Here is a 17,644-nt window from a genome sequence, read left to right on the forward strand (position 1 = left end):
TATGATACCCGAGCTCAAACGGTTTAGCTAAATTCATACCGGCCGGTTCTCTCCCATGCAGCCATATCAACGCGATTTCATCCGCTTCGCCATCGAGCGCGGCGTTCTTCGTTTCGGCGAATTCACCCTCAAGTCCGGGCGCACCAGCCCGTACTTCTTCAATGCCGGTTTGTTCAACACCGGCGTTGCGCTGTCCCAGCTGGGTCGTTTCTACGCCAGCGCGTTGGTCGACAGCGGCATACCTTTCGACGTGTTGTTCGGCCCGGCCTATAAAGGAATTCCGTTGGCGGCCGCTACAGCCATTGCGCTGGCGGAACAGCACGGCCTCGACCTGCCCTGGTGCTTCAACCGCAAGGAAGCCAAGGACCACGGCGAAGGCGGCACGCTGGTCGGGGCTCCGCTGACCGGCCGCGCGCTGATCATCGATGATGTGATCACTGCCGGTACCGCGATCCGCGAGGTCATGCAGATCATTGACGCCCAGGGCGCGCAGGCGGCCGGCGTACTGATCGCGCTGAACCGCCAGGAGCGCGGCAAGGGCGAGCTGTCGGCGATCCAGGAAGTCGAACGGGACTTCTCGATTCCGGTCGTCAGCATTGTTTCGCTGGAACAGGTGCTGGAGTATCTGGCTGGCGATGCACAGCTCAAGCAGCATCTGTCGGCGGTCGAGGCGTATCGAGCGCAGTACGGTATCTAACCGGAACAAGGGTGTCGGGCATGGCCAAGCAGGGTGCTTACCGTTACAGGGTGTTGATGGGGCTTCTGGGAACCGTGCTCGCGGGCGGGGCGCTGGCGGCCGGGCAGCCGGCCGGCCAGGTCGAGATGTACCGCTACGTCAATGACAAGGGCATCACCGTCATCGACCGCTTGGGCGTGCCGCCTCAGTACATCGGCAAAGGTTACCAGGTGCTCAACGACCAGGGCCGGGTGATTCGCGAGGTGCCTCCGGCGCCGACCGCCGCCGAGATCGAGCAGCGCAAGGCGGCCGCCGCCCGCGCCAGTTCCGATCAGCAGCTGATGCGCATGTACACCAGCGTCGAAGATGTCGACCGGGCCCGTGAGCGCAAGCTGGCCGAGCTCGACGGGCTGACCAGCGTGGCCAAGGGCAACCTGCAGTCGCTGAAGACGCAGCAGGCCAACCTGCAGGCTCGCGCCGCCGATCAGGAGCGCGCCGGGCGCCCGGTGCCGGAAGACCTGGTCGCCCAATTGGGCAACCTGCGCAGCGACGAACAGCGCTTGCGGCAGGATATTGCCCGCTATCAGCAATTGCGCGAGCAGGCGGTGCGCAGTTTTACCGAAGATCGCGCCCGCGTCTCCCAACTGGTGGGCAACTGAGCCCAGGCTGCGCCGCTCACTGTTGCGGCGAGACTCGTTCGAATTCGTTGATCTTTCCGCGCAGCCAGTCCGGCAGCGGCTGGCTCGTCCGGTCGACGCCAGCGTAGGCGTAGATCAGCTCGCCCAGCGTCAGCAGGGTTTCCTCGCACCAGATCGACACCTGGAAGGTCAGGCTGCTGCGGCCCAGCCGGCTGACGCGCACGCCGATTTCCAGCCAGTCGTCGAAGCGTGCGGGCGCCAGGTACTCCAAAGTGGTCTTCACCGCGAACAGATCGCCGCCGCCACGCAGCAGGTCGGCCGGGTAGCTCACACCCAGGTGGCGGTAGTACTCGGTGGTGGCGACGTCGGCATAGGTCAGGTAGTTGCCGTTGAAGACGATGCCCTGCGGGTCGACCTCCGACCAGCGTACGCGCAGGCCTTGGAAGAAGCTGAAGTCGTTGCGGGAAACGGGGGGCGTGGCCATGCGGATGCTCCAGACGGAAAAACACCCGCGAGGATCGCTCCTGGCGGGTGTCTTTTGATCAGCGCTGCTTGCGGTTGGTGATCAGGGTGCCGACACCGCTGTCGGTGAAAATCTCCAGCAGCACGGCGTTGGGCACGCGGCCATCGATGATGTGCGCGCTGGTCACGCCGCCCTGTACCGCCTCGAGCGCGCAGCGGATCTTCGGCAGCATGCCGCCGTAGATGGTTCCGTCGGCGATCAGCTCGTTGACCTGCTCGGTGGTCAGGCCGGTGAGTACCTGGCCCTGCTTGTCCATCAGGCCGGCGATATTGGTGAGCAGCATCAGCTTCTCGGCCTTCAGCGCCTCGGCTACCTTGCCGGCCACGAGGTCGGCGTTGATGTTGTAGGACTCGCCGTTGGCGCCCACGCCGATCGGCGCGATGACCGGGATGAAGTCACCCTGCACCAGCATGTTCAACAGGTCGACGTTGACGCCGGTGACTTCGCCCACATGGCCGATGTCGATGATTTCCGGCTTGGTCATCTCCGGCGTCTGGCGGGTGACGGTGAGCTTTTTCGCACGGATCAGCTCGGCGTCCTTCCCGGTCAGGCCGATGGCGCTGCCGCCATGACGGTTGATCAGGTTGACGATGTCCTTGTTCACCTGGCCGCCGAGGACCATCTCCACCACGTCCATGGTCTGCGCGTCGGTGACGCGCATGCCATCGATGAAGTGGCTCTCGATCGACAGGCGATTGAGCAGGTCGCCGATCTGCGGACCACCACCATGAACCACCACCGGGTTGATGCCGACGGCTTTCATCAGCACCACGTCGCGGGCGAAGCTGTTCTTCAGCTCGTCCGTCTCCATGGCGTTGCCGCCGTACTTGATCACCAGTGTCTTGCCGACAAAGCGGCGGATGTAGGGCAGGGCTTCGGCAAGGACGCGGGCAACCTGGGCGGCGTCATCGCGGCTCTGGGTCATGGTGGGCTCCGGCATGAGTGCTACAGGGTCAGAAGGGCAGGCTGAGGGCGGGGTCGACCGCTTTCAGCTGGGTGCGGAACACGTCCTTGATGCGTTCCAGTTCGTCCTGGGAGTCCGCCTCGAAACGCAGCACCAGCACCGGCGTGGTGTTGGATGCGCGAACCAGGCCCCAGCCTTTGGGATAATCCACGCGCACGCCGTCGAGGGTGGTGAGATTGGCTTCACCCCACTGGCCGCGGGCCTGCAGCGCCTCGATCAGGGCGAACTTGCCCTCGTCGGTGACAGTGATGTTGATTTCCGGGGTGGAGATGTCCAGCGGGAACGCGGAGAACACGCGCTCGGCGTCGCGCTTGTCCAGGCTGATGATTTCCAGCAGGCGCGCGGCGCTGTAGATGCCGTCGTCGAAGCCGTACCAGCGTTCCTTGAAGAAGATGTGGCCGCTCATCTCGCCAGCGAGCAGGGCGCCGGTTTCCTTCATCTTCTTCTTGATCAGCGAGTGACCGGTCTTCCACATCACCGGGCGACCGCCGTAGCCGCTGATCAGGGAGATCAGGCGGCGGGTGCATTTGACGTCGAAGATGATGTCGGCGCCCGGGTTGCGCGAGACCACGTCCTTGGCGAACAGCATCAGCAGGCGGTCGGGGTAGATGATGGTGCCTTCGTTGGTCACCACGCCCACGCGGTCGCCGTCGCCGTCGAAGGCCAGGCCGAGGTCGGCGCCGGTTTCCTTCACCTTGGCGATCAGGTCTTCCAGGTTCTCGGGCTTGCCCGGGTCCGGGTGGTGGTTGGGGAAGGTGCCGTCGACATCGCAGTACAGCGGGATCACGGTGCAGCCCAGCGCTTCGATCAATTGCGGGGCGATCACGCCGGCCACGCCGTTGCCGCAGTCCACCACCACTTTCAGCGGCTTGGCCAGGGCGATGTCGTCGCGGATCTGCTGGAAGTAGCGCGGCAGGATGTCGACCTGCTGCACGCTGCCTACGCCGGAGGCGAGGTCTTCGTTCTGGATGCGTTCGCGCAGGGCCTGGATCTGCTCGTTGGCCAGGGTCTCGCCGGCGACGACGATCTTGAAGCCGTTGTAGTCCGGCGGGTTGTGGCTGCCGGTGAGCATCACGCCCGACTTGCCTTCGAGGACATTGGCCGCGTAGTACAGGACCGGCGTGGGAACCATGCCGATGTCGGTGACCTGGCAACCGCAGTCGACCAGGCCCTGGATCAGTTGCTGGACCAGTTCGGGACCGGACAGGCGGCCGTCACGGCCCACGGATACGCACGGCTCACCGCGCGCCAGGCTTTCGGAACCGATCGCGCGGCCGACCCAGTAGGCGGTCTCGGCGGTCAGGGTGTCGCCGACCACGCCACGGATATCGTAGGCGCGGAAGATGCTGGCGGGCAGCTGTGGGGTTTTAGGCGTGCTCATAGCGGATGTGTGCTCCAATCCCAGGAGATCCTGGTCTTCATCAAGAATATCGATGTCCAGAATGTCGGTGTTCTGGAACAGCGGATCGACCAATGGCGGTTCGGTGGCAGCGACCGGGCCTCTGGCTGCAGCGACAGCCGGGGTCGGCTGAACGGCTGCGGCCGGGGCGGCGGGAGCACTGGCACTGGGTGTTTCGGTCTTGCGGCGTGGCTGGCGGGCCAGCGCCTGAGCCAGGGCCTGCAGGCTCGGCAGGCTCAGCTCAGGAGCTTTGGCAGTGCGTTGGCCGGCGAGTTCCTGAATGAACTGCCCCAATGCCTGGGCATCCTTGCTGACCCGGCGCTGCATCGCACTTTGCGCAAGATAGAGGCCGAGCAGCCCGCCGGCCAGTGCAAGCAGCGCGGCGATACCCAGCAGGGATGGCGAATAGAGCTGGCCGGTCACGCTCGGGCCCGGGGTGAAGCTCAGCTTCCAGTTCGGATTGCCGCTGGGCAGCTCCATCGGCATGGCGTCGCTGGCCTGGCCGCGTTGCAGCAGGACCTGCGCCGGTGAATTGCCGAACTGCTGGGAAAGCTTCAGCTGGCCGATGTCGGCGGACATCGGTGGCAGGTTGCCGAGCAGGCGTTGCAGGTCGACGACCAGCAGCAGGGAACCCTGGATCGAGTTGTCCGCCGCGCGCAGGGCGGTGGGGCTGTACACCAGCCAGCGGGTACCGACCTTGTAGGCCTCTGGCGCCACGGCCTGGCCGCTTTCGACGCGGTGCAGCATGTCCAGCGCGGCATAGTTCAGCGGGCCGGGGCGAGCGGTATCCTGCACGGCCTGGCCGTTGGCGTTGAGGTGGACGTCCACCAGGCCGTCCAGATGGCCCTGGGTCATTGCCTTCTCCAGCGCGGCGATGCGCGCCGGGTCATTGCTCTGCAGGGTGGGCAGCAGTTGCGGATCGCCCGCCATGGCGCGACTGTCCGCAGCCAGCAGGTTCAGGGACTGGCGCAATGCGCCGGACTGATTCTCCGACCAGGCATTGCTCAGCTGGGCGATGTGCGCGCGATCGGCCTGACCGAACAGGCTGAACCACAGCAGCGCACCGGCTGCCGCCACGCCGCCCACGGTGAGAACCAGCGATGGCAGCAGCGGCTTGAGGTCGACCCTGGAAGCCGGTCCTTTGACGGGCTTCTCCGCCGGCACGAGCTCTGGCAGTTCGGCGCTGTCCTTGGCAGTGCGTTGGAAAAGTTTCATGCAACGTCTCCTCGGCGATTCATCCTGAAAAGGGAAAGGTCAATGGCTACCGGAGTGACCGAAGCCGCCGGCGCCGCGCTGGGTTTCGTCGAAGGTTTCGACCAGCTCGAAATGCGCCTGCACCACCGGCACCAGCACCAGCTGGGCGATGCGTTCGCCAATGGCGATCTTGAACGCCGTCTGCCCGCGGTTCCAGCAGGAGACCATCAGCTCGCCCTGGTAGTCCGAGTCGATCAGGCCGACCAGGTTGCCCAGCACGATGCCGTGCTTGTGGCCCAGGCCCGAGCGCGGAAGGATCAGCGCGGCCAGTCCCGGATCGGCGACGTAGATGGACAGGCCGGTGGGGATCAGCACGGTCTGGCCCGGTTCGAGGACGCAGTCCTCCTGGAGCATGGCGCGCAGGTCGAGGCCGGCGGAACCCGGAGTGGCATATTGCGGCAGCGGGAAATCGCTGCCCAGGCGGGGATCGAGGATCTTGGCTTGCAGGGAATGCATTGAGTTCTCAGTGTTGATTGATGCGTTCGGCGATGAAGGCAATCAGCTGGCGGGCAATCTTGCCCTTGCTGGTCTGGGCGAACGCAGTCTTGTGCAATTCGCGGTCGATGACCGTGATGGCGTTCTCTTCACTATTGAAGCCAATGGACGGATTGGCGACGTCATTGGCGACGATCAGGTCGAGATTCTTGTCCTTGAGCTTGCGCGAGGCGTATTCGAGCAGGTTCTCGGTCTCGGCGGCGAAGCCGACGCTGAAGGGCCGATCCTCGCGCAGCGAAAGGGTGGCGAGGATGTCGGGATTGCGTACCAGCTGCAAGAGCAGGCCGTCACCCTTGGTGGGGTCTTTCTTGAGTTTCTGCGGCGCCACCAGCTCCGGGCGATAGTCGGCCACGGCGGCGGAGGCGATCAGGATGTCTGCCGGCATCGCCGCTTCACAGGCGGCCAGCATGTCGCGGGCGCTGACCACGTCGACACGGCTCACCCGGTCCGGGGTCGGCAGGTGCACCGGGCCGGTCACCAGGGTCACGCGGGCGCCGGCTTCGGCGGCCGCTTCGGCCAGGGCGAAGCCCATCTTCCCGGAGCTGTGGTTGGTGATGTAGCGCACCGGGTCGATGTTTTCCTGGGTCGGCCCGGCGGTGATCAGGATGTGCTGGCCGGTCAGGGCCTTGAACTCGAAGCAGTCGGCGGCGCGCTGTGCCAGCTCCTCGGCTTCGAGCATGCGTCCCGGGCCGACGTCTCCGCAGGCCTGGCTGCCGGCGGCGGGGCCGAAGAAATGCAGGCCGCGGCTACGCAGCAGCTCGGCATTCACCTGGGTGGCCGGGTCGCGCCACATGGCCTGGTTCATCGCCGGGGCCAGGGCAACCTGTGCGTCGGTGGCGAGCACCAGGGTGGTCAAAAGGTCGTTGGCCGCGCCCTGGGCCAGCCGCGCCATGAGGTCGGCAGTGGCGGGGGCGATCAGCACCAGGTCGGCCCAGCGAGCCAGCTCGATGTGCCCCATGGCCGCTTCGGCGGCGGGGTCGAGCAGGTCCAGGTGGACCGGGTGGCCGGAAAGGGCCTGGAGCGTGAGCGGGGTGATGAACTCGCGGCCGCCCTGGGTCATCACGACACGCACCTCGGCGCCCTGGTCTCGCAACCGGCGGACCAGTTCGGCGCTCTTGTAAGCGGCGATACCGCCGCCGACGCCCAGAACGATGCGTTTACGATAGAGCCGCTGCATAGGCCAGCCTTAAATACGGAAATGGATGACGCGCGCTGAAGCCGGCGACGCCTCCCCAGGCCTCCGGCTGCGCGAAGCGAGGGGGCTAAGATAGCACAGCGCCTGCGCCGGAACAGCGGGCGGCCTGACGGGGAGGTCCCTTGAGTATTCGTGACTGGCCTGCGGCGGAGCGCCCGCGGGAAAAATTGCTCGAGAGAGGAGCGGCGAGCCTGAGCGACGCCGAGCTGCTCGCCATCTTCCTGCGGACCGGCGTGGTCGGCTGCAGTGCAGTCGATCTTGCGCGGCGCCTGCTCAGCGAATTCGGCAGCCTGCGCGCCTTGCTGGAGGCCGATCTGGATTCGTTCTGCAGTCACCTGGGCCTGGGCGTCGCCAAGTTCGTGCAGTTGCAGGCCGTACTGGAAATCGCCCGGCGTCATCTTGCCGAGCAGCTCAGCCGCAATTCGGCGCTGGAGAGCCCCCAAGCCGTGCGCGACTTCCTCAAGGCGCGGCTGCGCCACGAACCCCACGAGGTCTTCGCCTGCCTGTTCATGGACAACCGCCATCGGGTGCTGGCGTTCGAGATACTGTTCCACGGCTCCATCGACAGTGCCAGCGTCTATCCCCGGCAGATCGTCAAGCGCGCCCTGGCGCACAACGCCGCCGCGCTGATCCTCGCGCACAATCATCCTTCAGGCATCTGCGAGCCGAGCCAGTCCGATGACCTTCTGACCCGACGCATCGTCCAGGCGCTGGCGCTGGTCGATGTGCGCGTGCTGGATCACTTCATCGTCGGTGACGGTGAGCCGCAGTCGATGGCTGAGCTGGGAATGCTGTAGCGCGCTACAGCTGCACCTTCGAGAAGTCCTGGCGACCGAACGGACTTACCCCGTAGCCCTTGACGTTCTGGCGGATCAGCGCCGAGGCGGTTGGGTGCGCCAGCGGTAGCCACAGCGCCTGGTCGTGAATGATCTGCTGTGCCTGGTGGTACAGCTCGCTGCGTTTGGCCTGGTCGGCCACCGACTTGCCCTGGCTGATCAGGCCGTCGAGCTTGTCGTCGCAGTAACGCGCGAAGTTCAGCCCGGATTTCACGCTGGCGCAGGAGAACTGCGGGGTGAGGAAGTTATCCGGGTCGCCGTTGTCGCCGGCCCAGCCCATGAACAGCAGGTCATGCTCGCCGGCCTTGGCGCGGCGGATCAGCTCGCCCCACTCGATCACGCGGATCTCGACCTGGATGCCGATCCGTGCCAGGTCCGCCTGCAGCAGCTGCGCGCCGACGCTGGGGTTGGGGTTGAGCAGGCTGCCGGACGGGCGGGTCCAGATGGTGGTCTTGAAGCCGTCCTTGTGCCCGGCTTCGGCCAGCAGGGCTCGGGCCTTGTCCAGGTCACGCGGGTAGCCGGGGATGTCCTTGGCGTAGCTCCAGGTGTTCGGCGGGTAGACGCCGTCGGCGGCGGTGGCGCTGCCGGCGAATACGCTCTGGAGGTAGGTGCCCTTGTCGAAGGCGAGGTTGATCGCCTGGCGTACCTTGGGATTGTCCAGCGGCGGGTGCTGGCTGTTGATGCCGACGAAGGCGGTCATGAAGGCCGGAGTCTGCTCGACCTTGAGCTCGGCGCTCTTCTGCGCAGCCTCGACGTCCAGCGGCTTGGGCGACAGGGCGATCTGGCATTCGCCGCGCTTGAGCTTCTGCAGGCGCACGCTGGCGTCCGGGGTGATGGCGAATACGAGGTTATCCACAGCAGGCTTGCCGCCGAAGTACTGGGCGTTGGCGGCGTAGCGCACCACGGCGTCCTTCTGGAAGCGCTTGAAGACGAAAGGCCCGGTGCCGATCGGCTGGGCGTTGAGCTTCTCCGGGGTGCCGGCCTTCATCAGGTGATCGGCATATTCGGCGGAATAGATAGAGGCGAAACCCATGCTGAGCATCGCCAGGAAGGTGGCGTCCGGGTGGGTGAGGCTGAAGCGCACATGGCGCTCATCGACCTTCTCCACGGCCTTGACCAGGCTCGGCAACTGCATCGACTGGGCATGGGGGAAGCCGCTCTGCGCGACCTTGTGCCAGGGCTGGGCCGGGTCGAGCATGCGCTGGAAGCTGAACACCACGTCGTCGGCGGCAAGCGTCCGGCCCGGCTTGAAGTAATCCGTGTGGTGGAAGGCCACGCCATCGCGCAGCTGGAAATCATACGTCAGGCCGTCTTCGGAGACCTTCCAGCTTTCGGCCAGGCTTGGCACCACCGCGCCTTTGGCGGCGTCGAAGTCCACCAGGCGGTTCATCAGCACATCGGCCGAGGCGTTGGTGGTGGTCAGCGAGTTGTACTGGACCACGTCGAAGCCTTCGGGGCTGGCTTCGGTGCACACGCTCAGCGAGGCGGCACTGGCGAGGGCGGGGGAAAGAAGGAGGGCTAGGAGGGCAAGACGCATGACGAACTCCGTGTGAGCTGGCAAGATGCCCATCCGCGAGGCTGGGCGGGTCATGCAAGGCTGTTGTCAGCCTCGAAGGAGCTACCCTAGACCAAGCCGCCGCCCGTCACAACGATGACAGGCGACGAACGGCACCAGTGCCACGGCCCACGGGGGCTGGCGTCGAGTTTTCCGAGTCATGCTTTCCCTTGCAGCGCTGGGCGTCTTTCTGATATAAAGCTGCGCTCTTTTCTGGGGCCCTGCTCTGATCCTGCGACTTCCTCGCGGCGAAGCGGCAGTTAAGACCCCGGTGAAACTGAGAATCCTATTGAGTTAAGCAGCCAACCCATGCCGGGTTTGGCATGTGGTTTACAGAGGGCTGAGCCATGTCGAGAGTTTGCCAAGTGACCGGTAAGGGTCCGGTTACCGGGAACAACATTTCCCACGCACACAACAAAACCCGTCGCCGTTTCCTGCCGAACCTGCAGCACCACCGTTTCTGGGTAGAATCCGAGAAGCGTTTCGTGCGTCTGCGCGTTTCCGCTAAAGGCATGCGTATCATCGACAAGCGTGGTATCGAGGCCGTTCTGAACGACCTGCGCACCCGCGGCGAAAAATTCTAAGGAGCTGCAGTCATGCGCGAACTGATTCGTCTGGTGTCCAGCGCCGGTACCGGCCACTTCTACACCACCGACAAGAACAAGCGTACCAAGCCTGAGAAAATCGAGATCAAGAAATACGATCCGGTTGTTCGCAAGCACGTGATCTACAAGGAAGCCAAGATCAAGTAATTGATCTTCGCCCTTGTGAAGAAACCCGCCCCTCGTGGCGGGTTTTTTCTTGCCCGGGCAAAAACCCCAGGCGAAAAAAAGCCCGCCGATGGCGGGCTTTTTCATGTCCGGTGCTCAGCCCTTCTGCTCGAAGATCACGTAGACCTTGCGGCAGGGCTCCAGCACTTCCCAGGTGCCGCTGAATCCGGCCGGGATGACGAAGCGGTCGCCGACGCGCACGGTCTTGGCACCGCCGTTGGCGTCACGGATCACCGACACGCCCTGGAGGATCTCGCAGTACTCGTGCTCGGTGTAGCTGACGTTCCAATGGCCCGGCTCGCCTTCCCAGATGCCCACGTTGAACTGGCCGCAGTCGCTGGCGTAGTGGTTGCGCACATTCTGCGCCGGGTCGCCCTTGATGATGCGGTCCGGAGCGGGGCGGTAGTGTTCGGGGGCGGTGGTGGCCTGGGCGAAATCGACGATCTGCTCGACGTTCATGGCGGTCTCGGTTCTTTAGAGTTGTTGGCGAGAGTGCGTGCGGGCACGCGCAGCGCTGTTGGATATTTACTCCGAAGCGGCTGTCGGAAAACCATCAGCCGACGAATCAGGGCAGTCTATGTTTAATAAAACGAACGTGACAAGGCTATTTGACCGCATAGTGTAAAAAATATTGAAAATTGGCGGTCTCCGGTTTAGGGTGGCGAACAGCATGCGTTTGCTCCGCCTTGCGGAATATTTGACAGCGCGCCTGCCCGGCGCCTGCACCTGATAAGTACATTAATAAGAGGACACGTTGTCATGGGTAACCTCACTCGCGCCGATTGGGAAGCTCGCGCCAAGGACCTGAAGATCGAAGGCCGCGCCTTCGTCAACGGTGAATACGTCGACGCCGCATCCGGCGCCACCTTCGATTGCATCAGCCCCGTGGATGGCCGCTTCCTGGCCAAGGTCGCCAGCTGCGACCTGGCCGATGCCGAGCGTGCCGTGCAGGTCGCCCGTGCCGCCTTCGACTCCGGCTCCTGGTCGCGCCTGGCCCCGGCCAAGCGCAAGAAGGTCATGATCCGCTTCTCCGAGCTGCTGCTGGAGAACGCCGAGGAACTGGCCCTGCTGGAAACCCTCGACATGGGCAAGCCGATCAGCGACTCGCTGAGCATCGACGTGTCCAGCGCCGCCAACAGCCTGCGCTGGAGCGGAGAGGCGATCGACAAGATCTACGACGAAGTCGCTGCCACCGCCCACAACGAACTGGGCCTGGTCACCCGCGAGCCGGTCGGCGTCGTCGCCGCCATCGTGCCGTGGAACTTCCCCCTGCTGATGACCTGCTGGAAACTCGGCCCGGCGCTGTCCACCGGTAACTCGGTGATCTTGAAGCCCTCCGAGAAATCCCCGCTGACCGGCATCCGCATCGCCCAGCTGGCCATCGAGGCCGGCATCCCGAAAGGCGTGTTCAACGTCCTGCCGGGCTTCGGCCACACCGTAGGCAAGGCCCTGGCCCTGCACATGGACGTCGATACCCTGGTGTTCACCGGTTCGACCAAGATCGCCAAGCAGCTGATGGTCTACGCGGGCGAATCGAACATGAAGCGCGTCTGGCTGGAAGCCGGCGGCAAGAGCCCGAACATCGTCTTCGCCGACGCTCCGGACCTCAAAGCCGCTGCTGAAGCCGCCGCCAGCGCCATCGCCTTCAACCAGGGCGAAGTCTGCACCGCGGGCTCGCGCCTGCTGGTGGAGAAGTCGATCAAGGCCGAGTTCGTGCCGATGGTGGTCGAAGCCATCAAGGCCTGGAAGCCGGGCAACCCGCTGGACCCGGAAACCAACGTCGGTGCGCTGGTCGACACCACCCAGATGAACAACGTGCTGAGCTACATCCAGGCCGGCCACGACGACGGCGCCAAGCTGGTGGCCGGCGGCAAGCGCACCCTGGAAGAAACCGGCGGCACCTACGTCGAGCCGACCATCTTCGACGGCGTGACCAATGCCATGCGCATCGCCCGTGAAGAGATCTTCGGCCCGGTGCTGTCGGTCATCGAGTTCACCGATGCCGAAGAAGCCGTGCGCATTGCCAACGACACTCCGTACGGCCTGGCCGCCGCGGTGTGGACCAGCGACCTGTCCAAGGCCCACCTGACCGCCAAGGCGCTGCGCGCCGGCAGCGTGTGGGTGAACCAGTACGACGGCGGCGACATGACCGCTCCGTTCGGTGGCTTCAAGCAGTCCGGCAACGGTCGCGACAAGTCGCTGCACGCGTTCGACAAGTACACCGAGCTGAAGGCCACCTGGATCAAGCTCTGAGGACGGTTCGGAGGGGCTGCGCGTCGGCCATGCTGCGTTGAGAACGAATTTTGGCTGCTACGGGCGTAAACTCCGCGCCAAAATTCGTTCTCGCCTTGCCTGGCTCTAGCTCGCACCCTTCGTAGCGAACTTAGCAATTCAGGCCGGTCTTGGTCGGCCCCGATCCAGGGGCCGGCTCTGATAAAGAGCCACACCCGCGGCCGGGTTTCCCTCAGGGAAGCCCGGCCGCTGTGCATTGCGCATCGGGCACCCCTCGCGCCTGGCGTGCGCTCCGGATGGAACGGGAGAAAGACAATGCGTTGGGGACCGTATTTCGCTGTGTGTGCTGCCGTCATCAGCATCGGTCTGGCCCTGGGCCTGACCATGCCGCTGGTTTCACTACGCCTGGAAGGCTGGGGTTACGGCAACTTCGCCATCGGTGTCATGGCCTCCACGCCGGCCGTGGGTGTGCTGTTGGGTGCAATGATTGCCGGGCGCCTCGCCTCGCGGGTCGGCACGCCGCTGCTGATGCGCCTGTGCCTGCTCTCCGGGGCCTTTTCGGTCGGCCTGCTGGCGCTGCTGCAGAGCTACCCGGTCTGGCTGTTCCTGCGTCTGCTGATCGGCGTGCAACTGACCGTCGTGTTCATCCTCGGTGAAAGCTGGATCAACCAGTTGGCCGTCGAGAAATGGCGCGGTCGGCTGGTCGCCCTGTATGGCACCGGCTACGCACTGAGCCAGCTATCCGGCCCGGTGCTGCTGACCTTCATCGGCACCGCCGACAACCGTGGCTTCTGGTTCAGCGTCTGCCTGCTGGTGGGCGGCTCCCTGCTGCTGCTCGGCCGTACCGGCGCCCCCAAGGTCGACCCGAACAGCGCCAACGGGCGCGGGCTTTTCACCTTCTGCGGTCAACTCCCAGCCATTGCCTGGGCGGTGGTGCTGTTCGCCGGCTTCGAGGCGATGATCCTCACCTTGCTGCCGGTCTACGGCATCCAGCAGGGCTTCACCCAGGCGGTGGCGCTGGCGATGGTGAGCACTGTGGTGGTCGGCGATGCGCTGCTGCAATTGCCCATCGGCTGGCTGGCCGACCGCGTCTCGCGGCAGATGCTGTTCAAGGGCTGCGGCATGGTCCTGTGCGCGAGCAGCCTGGCCATGCCGCTGTTGCTGCAGCACATCGCCATCTGGCCGGTGCTGGTGCTGTTTGGCGCGAGTGCGGGCGGGCTGTTCACCCTGTCGCTGATCCTTATCGGCGAGCGTTATCGCGATGACGCGCTGGTCCGTGCCAACGCGCACATCGCCCAGCTCTGGGGCATCGGTTGCCTGATCGGGCCGCTGGCGACCGGCGCGGCCAGCCAGTGGATCAGCGGCCATGCGCTGCCGCTGGTGATGGCGCTGGGGGCGGCGGGCTTCGTGATCCTGGTGAGCCTGCGCGGGCTGCCGCCGGTAACGAACTCGATCGACGCCGCGCAGCAGCAGGAGAGCTCCTAAAGCATTTTCTCCAGCCCGATGGCGCCGGCGATCCACGCGTTGAGCCGGCGCCAGGCGTTGCCCGGCTCCCGCTCCAGCGTCACCCGCTTGCCGCCGCGCTCCTCGATCCAGACCAGTTTCGGCGGGTCGCTGTTCGGTGCGATCTTCACCTGGTAGCTGACGCTCGGCGACATACTGGCCAGCGCCAGGCGGCGCACCTGCTCGGCCAGTTCCGGGCTGTCGACGATGATGCCGACCTCGGTGTTCCACAGCACCGAGCGCGGGTCGAAGTTCAGCGAGCCGACGAACACCTGCTGCTGGTCGAACACCGCCGCCTTGCTGTGCAGGCTGGCGCTGCTCGAACCGCGCACCCTCCATGGCGCCCCGGACAGGCGCTGGTCCGGATCGGCGCGCAGCTCGTAGAGCTTCACCCCGTGGTCCAGCAGTTCCAGCCGATAGGGCGCATAGCCGGCGTGCACAGCAGGCACGTCGGTCGCCTCCAGCGAGTTGGTCAGCAGGCGCACGCTGACGCCGCTGTCGGCGCGCTGGGTCAGGTACTCGACGCCGGCGCTGGTCGGCACGAAATAGGCCGAGACCAGGATCAATTCCTTCGAAACGCCGTCGAACAGCGGTTGCAACTGGGTGCTCAGCAGTTGTTCGGAACCCCGCTCGCCCTTGTCCAGAACCTTCAGTGGGGTGTCCCACACTGCCTTGCCTGGCGCCCAGACCAGATTGTCCAGCCAGTTCTGCAGGTGCGGGCGGTCGCTGTTGCGGTTCAACCGGGCAATGTAGCTGGAGCTTTTCACCCGCTCCTTGGCCAGGTAGCGGTCCAGTTTGCGGCGCATGTGGTCGAGTTCGTCGAGGTCCGGGTCGCTCCACAGGTAGTCCTCGATGGGCCGGCTGATGCGGCTGTTCCAGTACTGGTCGAAGCTCTGCCCCAGCGATTGCGCCACGGGGCCGACGCCCATCAGGTCGAGGTCGCTGAAATTCATCTCGGCCTTGGCGTCGAAGTACTCGTCACCCAGGTTGCGGCCGCCGACGATGGCCACGCTGTTGTCCGCCAGCAGCAGTTTGTTGTGCATGCGCCGGTGCTGCTCGGAGAGGTTGAACAGCCGCCCCAGGTTGCGCGTGACGCCGGTGCTGCGGCCTAGGTGCAGGGGGTTGAACAGGCGCACCTGGATGTTCGGGTGGGCGGCGAGGTTGCCCAGCTCGTAGTCCCAGCCGTCGCTGCTGGTGTCGTCGATCAGGATGCGCACGCGCACGCCGCGGTCCGCTGCGTGCAGCAACTCGCGGATCAGGGCGCGGGTGGTGAGGCCGTCGTGGACGATGTAGTACTGAATGTCCAGGCTGCGCTGGGCCTTGCGGATCAGCTCGGCGCGGGCGAGGAAGGCGTCGACGCTGGAGGCCAGCAGGTGGAAGCCGGACTGCCCGGGATGGGCGGCCGCCTGTTTGCTGATCTGGTTGTCCAGCCGGGTGCCCTGCACTGGCAGCACGTGTGAAGGCTCTGGCGGCGGCGCGCTGGCGCAGCCACCCAGGATGAGCAGGATCAGCAGGAACAGGCGTGGAAGCAAAAAGAAGTCTCCGACAAGCCCGCCGGTGACGGGCTGCGGAAGATTCTAGCCGCTGGTTCGCCCCGGCGGTCAGCTGCCGAGGGTTTCCTTGAAGCGATACCAGGCCATGCCCAGGGCCAGCAGCGGCGAGCGCAGCAACTTGCCGCCGGGGAAGGTGATGTGCGGCACCTTGGCGAACAGTTCGAAGCCACTGCCCTGCTGGCCGGTAATGGCTTCGGCGAGCAGCTTGCCGGCCAGGTGCGTGGCGTTCACCCCATGGCCGGCGTAGGCCTGGGCGAAGTACACGTTGGGCTGGTCGGGCAGGCGGCCGATCTGCGGCAGGCGATTGGCGCCGATGCCGATCATGCCGCCCCACTGGTAGTCGATGCGCACGTTCGCCAAGTGCGGGAACACCTTGAGCATCTTCGGCCGCATGTACGCGGCGATGTCCGCCGGGTCGCGCCCGGAATAGTGGCAGGCACCGCCGAACAGCAGGCGGTTGTCGGCGGAGAGCCGGTAGTAGTCCAACGCCACGCGCTGGTCGCACACCGCCATGTTCTGCGGCAACAGGGCGTGGGCCTGTTCGGCTGACAGCGGTTCGGTGGCGATCACGTAGCTCCCGGCGGGCAGTACCTTGCCATCGAGATAGGAATTCAGCCGGTTCTGGTAGGCGTTGCAGGCGATCACCAGGGTCCTGGTGCGCACGCTGCCCCGGGCGGTGCGCACGCGCACTTCACTGCCGTAATCGATGCCGATGACGGCTGAGTTCTCGAATAGCCTGACGCCCAGGCTCTGCGCCGCGGCGGCTTCGCCGAGGGCGAGATTGAGCGGGTGCAGGTGGCCGGAGCCCATGTCCACCATGCCGCCGACGTACTGGTCGGAGCCGACGATGGAGCGCATGTCCTCTTTCGGAACCATGCGGAGCTCGTGGCGGTAGCCGAGGCCTTTCAGCTCGTCGAAGTCTTCCTGGAAGCCTTCGACGTCCGACGGCTTGTTGGCGAGGTCGCAGTAGCCCCAGGTCAGGTCGCAGTCGATGGAATATTGAGCGACGCGGCGGCGGACGATCTCCACCGCTTCCAGTCCCATCAGCTTCATGGCGCGCATGCCGTCGGCGCCCACCACCGGCTCGAACTGCTCCAGGCCATGGCCGACACCGCGGATCAGTTGACCGCCGTTGCGCCCGCTGGCGCCCCAGCCGATCTCGTGGGCTTCCAGCAGGATCACCGAGAGCCCGCGCTCGGCCAGTTCGATGGCCGTGTTCAGCCCGGAGAAGCCGCCGCCGATGACGCACACGTCGGCCTTTTCCTCGCCGGCCAGGGGCGGTACTTCGAGGCGGCGGTTGACGCTCGCGGCGTAGTAGGACGGGGCGTGGCGGTCGGTGTGCACCGGCTGGCGAACGCGGGCGTTCATGTGCGATATCCTGATTTTTGTGTTGCTAAAATTTTACGCAGGATAAACGCCGACTTCCCGTGCAGCCAATAGCCACACGGGAAAAAACGCCGGAAGTCGTAAACAGATCTGTTGAGATCCGCGAACGGCGCGGAATCAGCCCGCTTTTCAGTCAGGTATGGGCAGCGTGAGGCTTTCCTTCACCTCTTCCATCACGATGTAGCTCTTGGATTCGCGCACGTGGGGCAGCTTGAGCAGGATGTCGCCCAGCAGCTTGCGGTAGGAGGCCATCTCGGAGATGCGCGCCTTCACCAGGTAATCGAAGTGGCCCGACACCAGGTGACACTCCAGCACGTGGGGCAGCTTGAGCACCGAGCGACGGAAATCCTCGAAGGTATCGCCGGACTTGTAGTCCAGGCTGATCTCGACGAACACCAGCAGGCTGGCCTTGAGGTACTGCGGGTTCAGCCGGGCGTTGTAGCCCATGATGATTCCCTCGCGCTCCAGCCGGCGCACGCGCTCGGTGCACGGCGTGGTGGAGAGGCCCACGCGCTCGCCCAGTTCGGTGAAGGAGATGCGACCTTCCTCCTGCAGGATGCGCAGGATGTTGCGGTCGATCTTGTCCAGTTCGCGGCGGCTTTGATGCTGGGTTCTCATGGGAGGGACTCTGAAGTCGAGCAAAGAGCTTTGGGGGAATGTCGGCA

Annotated in this window: 17 protein-coding genes; 7 read left to right on the forward strand and 10 right to left on the reverse strand. The window is 65.1% G+C overall.

Annotated elements, in window-relative coordinates:
• Positions 1-55: 55 nt before the first annotated feature.
• The gene (pyrE, locus tag C167_RS0123265; protein WP_017520711.1) at positions 56-697 is read left to right on the forward strand and encodes an orotate phosphoribosyltransferase; all 642 of its coding nucleotides are present in this window, start codon (positions 56-58) and stop codon (positions 695-697) included.
• Positions 698-753: 56 nt separating this feature from the next.
• Positions 754-1,335, forward strand: a complete 582-nt coding sequence (locus tag C167_RS0123270; RefSeq protein WP_416774639.1) for a DUF4124 domain-containing protein — start codon at positions 754-756, stop codon at positions 1,333-1,335.
• 16 nt (positions 1,336-1,351) lie between these two features.
• Here C167_RS0123270 and C167_RS0123275 read toward each other — a convergent pair whose 3' ends face one another.
• Genes C167_RS0123275 through coaBC form a run of 5 tightly spaced genes read right to left on the reverse strand, consistent with a single transcriptional unit; the run spans position 1,352 to position 7,126 of the window.
• A complete protein-coding gene (locus tag C167_RS0123275) occupies positions 1,352-1,798 on the reverse strand; it encodes an acyl-CoA thioesterase (protein ID WP_017520713.1) in 447 nt (148 codons plus the stop codon).
• A 58-nt stretch (positions 1,799-1,856) separates the two neighbouring features.
• Positions 1,857-2,762 carry an acetylglutamate kinase gene (argB, locus tag C167_RS0123280; RefSeq protein WP_017520714.1) on the reverse strand — a complete coding sequence of 302 codons (906 nt, stop codon included), beginning with the start codon at positions 2,760-2,762 and terminating at the stop codon, positions 1,857-1,859.
• 28 nt (positions 2,763-2,790) lie between these two features.
• Positions 2,791-5,415, reverse strand: a complete 2,625-nt coding sequence (locus C167_RS0123285; protein WP_017520715.1) for a phosphomannomutase/phosphoglucomutase — start codon at positions 5,413-5,415, stop codon at positions 2,791-2,793.
• Positions 5,416-5,454: 39 nt separating this feature from the next.
• Positions 5,455-5,910: a dUTP diphosphatase gene (gene dut, locus C167_RS0123290; protein WP_017520716.1), complete on the reverse strand. Its 456-nt coding sequence runs from the start codon at positions 5,908-5,910 to the stop codon at positions 5,455-5,457.
• A 7-nt stretch (positions 5,911-5,917) separates the two neighbouring features.
• Positions 5,918-7,126, reverse strand: a complete 1,209-nt coding sequence (coaBC, locus tag C167_RS0123295; RefSeq protein WP_017520717.1) for a bifunctional phosphopantothenoylcysteine decarboxylase/phosphopantothenate--cysteine ligase CoaBC — start codon at positions 7,124-7,126, stop codon at positions 5,918-5,920.
• 140 nt (positions 7,127-7,266) lie between these two features.
• Between coaBC and radC the strand changes: the two genes are divergently transcribed.
• Positions 7,267-7,941, forward strand: coding sequence for a RadC family protein (gene radC, locus C167_RS0123300; RefSeq protein ID WP_026079234.1), 675 nt, complete (start codon positions 7,267-7,269; stop codon positions 7,939-7,941).
• A gap of 4 nt (positions 7,942-7,945) precedes the next feature.
• Here the strand turns inward: radC and C167_RS0123305 are convergent, their stop codons facing one another.
• Positions 7,946-9,517, reverse strand: coding sequence for an ABC transporter substrate-binding protein (locus tag C167_RS0123305; RefSeq protein WP_017520719.1), 1,572 nt, complete (start codon positions 9,515-9,517; stop codon positions 7,946-7,948).
• Between the two features lie 365 nt (positions 9,518-9,882).
• On the opposite strand from C167_RS0123305, the gene rpmB reads away from it, so the two are divergent.
• Together rpmB and rpmG are read left to right on the forward strand one after the other, a co-directional pair.
• Positions 9,883-10,119: a 50S ribosomal protein L28 gene (gene rpmB / locus C167_RS0123310; RefSeq protein ID WP_015479545.1), complete on the forward strand. Its 237-nt coding sequence runs from the start codon at positions 9,883-9,885 to the stop codon at positions 10,117-10,119.
• A 12-nt stretch (positions 10,120-10,131) separates the two neighbouring features.
• Entirely contained in the window at positions 10,132-10,287 is a 156-nt protein-coding gene (rpmG, locus tag C167_RS0123315) for a 50S ribosomal protein L33 (protein WP_017520721.1), read from the forward strand.
• Between the two features lie 114 nt (positions 10,288-10,401).
• Here rpmG and C167_RS0123320 read toward each other — a convergent pair whose 3' ends face one another.
• Positions 10,402-10,764: a cupin domain-containing protein gene (locus tag C167_RS0123320; RefSeq protein ID WP_017520722.1), complete on the reverse strand. Its 363-nt coding sequence runs from the start codon at positions 10,762-10,764 to the stop codon at positions 10,402-10,404.
• A 300-nt stretch (positions 10,765-11,064) separates the two neighbouring features.
• Here C167_RS0123320 and C167_RS0123325 point away from each other — a divergent pair, with 300 nt between their 5' ends.
• Both C167_RS0123325 and C167_RS0123330 read left to right on the forward strand, forming a co-directional pair.
• Positions 11,065-12,558, forward strand: coding sequence for an aldehyde dehydrogenase (locus tag C167_RS0123325; RefSeq protein ID WP_017520723.1), 1,494 nt, complete (start codon positions 11,065-11,067; stop codon positions 12,556-12,558).
• A 294-nt stretch (positions 12,559-12,852) separates the two neighbouring features.
• Positions 12,853-14,022 carry an MFS transporter gene (locus C167_RS0123330; RefSeq protein ID WP_017520724.1) on the forward strand — a complete coding sequence of 390 codons (1,170 nt, stop codon included), beginning with the start codon at positions 12,853-12,855 and terminating at the stop codon, positions 14,020-14,022.
• On the opposite strand, the gene C167_RS0123335 is transcribed toward C167_RS0123330, so the two are convergent.
• From C167_RS0123335 to dadR, 3 genes are all read right to left on the reverse strand, one after another.
• On the reverse strand, positions 14,019-15,572 hold the full coding sequence (locus C167_RS0123335) for a phospholipase D family protein (protein WP_017520725.1): 1,554 nt from the start codon (positions 15,570-15,572) through the stop codon (positions 14,019-14,021). The two genes, C167_RS0123330 and C167_RS0123335, sit on opposite strands and share 4 nt — an antisense overlap.
• Positions 15,573-15,641: 69 nt before the next feature.
• On the reverse strand, positions 15,642-16,961 hold the full coding sequence (locus C167_RS0123340) for an NAD(P)/FAD-dependent oxidoreductase (RefSeq protein WP_017520726.1): 1,320 nt from the start codon (positions 16,959-16,961) through the stop codon (positions 15,642-15,644).
• 147 nt (positions 16,962-17,108) lie between these two features.
• The gene (dadR, locus tag C167_RS0123345; RefSeq protein WP_015479539.1) at positions 17,109-17,597 is read right to left on the reverse strand and encodes a transcriptional regulator DadR; all 489 of its coding nucleotides are present in this window, start codon (positions 17,595-17,597) and stop codon (positions 17,109-17,111) included.
• Positions 17,598-17,644 lie beyond the last annotated feature (47 nt).

Source organism: Pseudomonas nitroreducens TX1 (assembly GCF_000313755.1).
In the GTDB taxonomy this organism is placed as follows: Bacteria; Pseudomonadota; Gammaproteobacteria; order Pseudomonadales; family Pseudomonadaceae; genus Pseudomonas; species Pseudomonas nitroreducens_A.

Bases quoted from the DNA above. Each gene is read 5' to 3' on its own strand.
- pyrE (WP_017520711.1), top strand. From the start codon at position 56: ATGCAGCCATATCAACGCGATTTCATCCGCTTCGCCATCGAGCGCGGC.
- C167_RS0123270 (WP_416774639.1), top strand. From the start codon at position 754: ATGGGGCTTCTGGGAACCGTGCTCGCGGGCGGGGCGCTGGCGGCCGGG.
- C167_RS0123275 (WP_017520713.1), bottom strand. From the start codon at position 1,798: ATGGCCACGCCCCCCGTTTCCCGCAACGACTTCAGCTTCTTCCAAGGC.
- argB (WP_017520714.1), bottom strand. From the start codon at position 2,762: ATGACCCAGAGCCGCGATGACGCCGCCCAGGTTGCCCGCGTCCTTGCC.
- C167_RS0123285 (WP_017520715.1), bottom strand. From the start codon at position 5,415: ATGAAACTTTTCCAACGCACTGCCAAGGACAGCGCCGAACTGCCAGAG.
- dut (WP_017520716.1), bottom strand. From the start codon at position 5,910: ATGCATTCCCTGCAAGCCAAGATCCTCGATCCCCGCCTGGGCAGCGAT.
- coaBC (WP_017520717.1), bottom strand. From the start codon at position 7,126: ATGCAGCGGCTCTATCGTAAACGCATCGTTCTGGGCGTCGGCGGCGGT.
- C167_RS0123305 (WP_017520719.1), bottom strand. From the start codon at position 9,517: ATGCGTCTTGCCCTCCTAGCCCTCCTTCTTTCCCCCGCCCTCGCCAGT.
- rpmB (WP_015479545.1), top strand. From the start codon at position 9,883: ATGTCGAGAGTTTGCCAAGTGACCGGTAAGGGTCCGGTTACCGGGAAC.
- rpmG (WP_017520721.1), top strand. From the start codon at position 10,132: ATGCGCGAACTGATTCGTCTGGTGTCCAGCGCCGGTACCGGCCACTTC.
- C167_RS0123320 (WP_017520722.1), bottom strand. From the start codon at position 10,764: ATGAACGTCGAGCAGATCGTCGATTTCGCCCAGGCCACCACCGCCCCC.
- C167_RS0123325 (WP_017520723.1), top strand. From the start codon at position 11,065: ATGGGTAACCTCACTCGCGCCGATTGGGAAGCTCGCGCCAAGGACCTG.
- C167_RS0123330 (WP_017520724.1), top strand. From the start codon at position 12,853: ATGCGTTGGGGACCGTATTTCGCTGTGTGTGCTGCCGTCATCAGCATC.
- C167_RS0123340 (WP_017520726.1), bottom strand. From the start codon at position 16,961: ATGAACGCCCGCGTTCGCCAGCCGGTGCACACCGACCGCCACGCCCCG.
- dadR (WP_015479539.1), bottom strand. From the start codon at position 17,597: ATGAGAACCCAGCATCAAAGCCGCCGCGAACTGGACAAGATCGACCGC.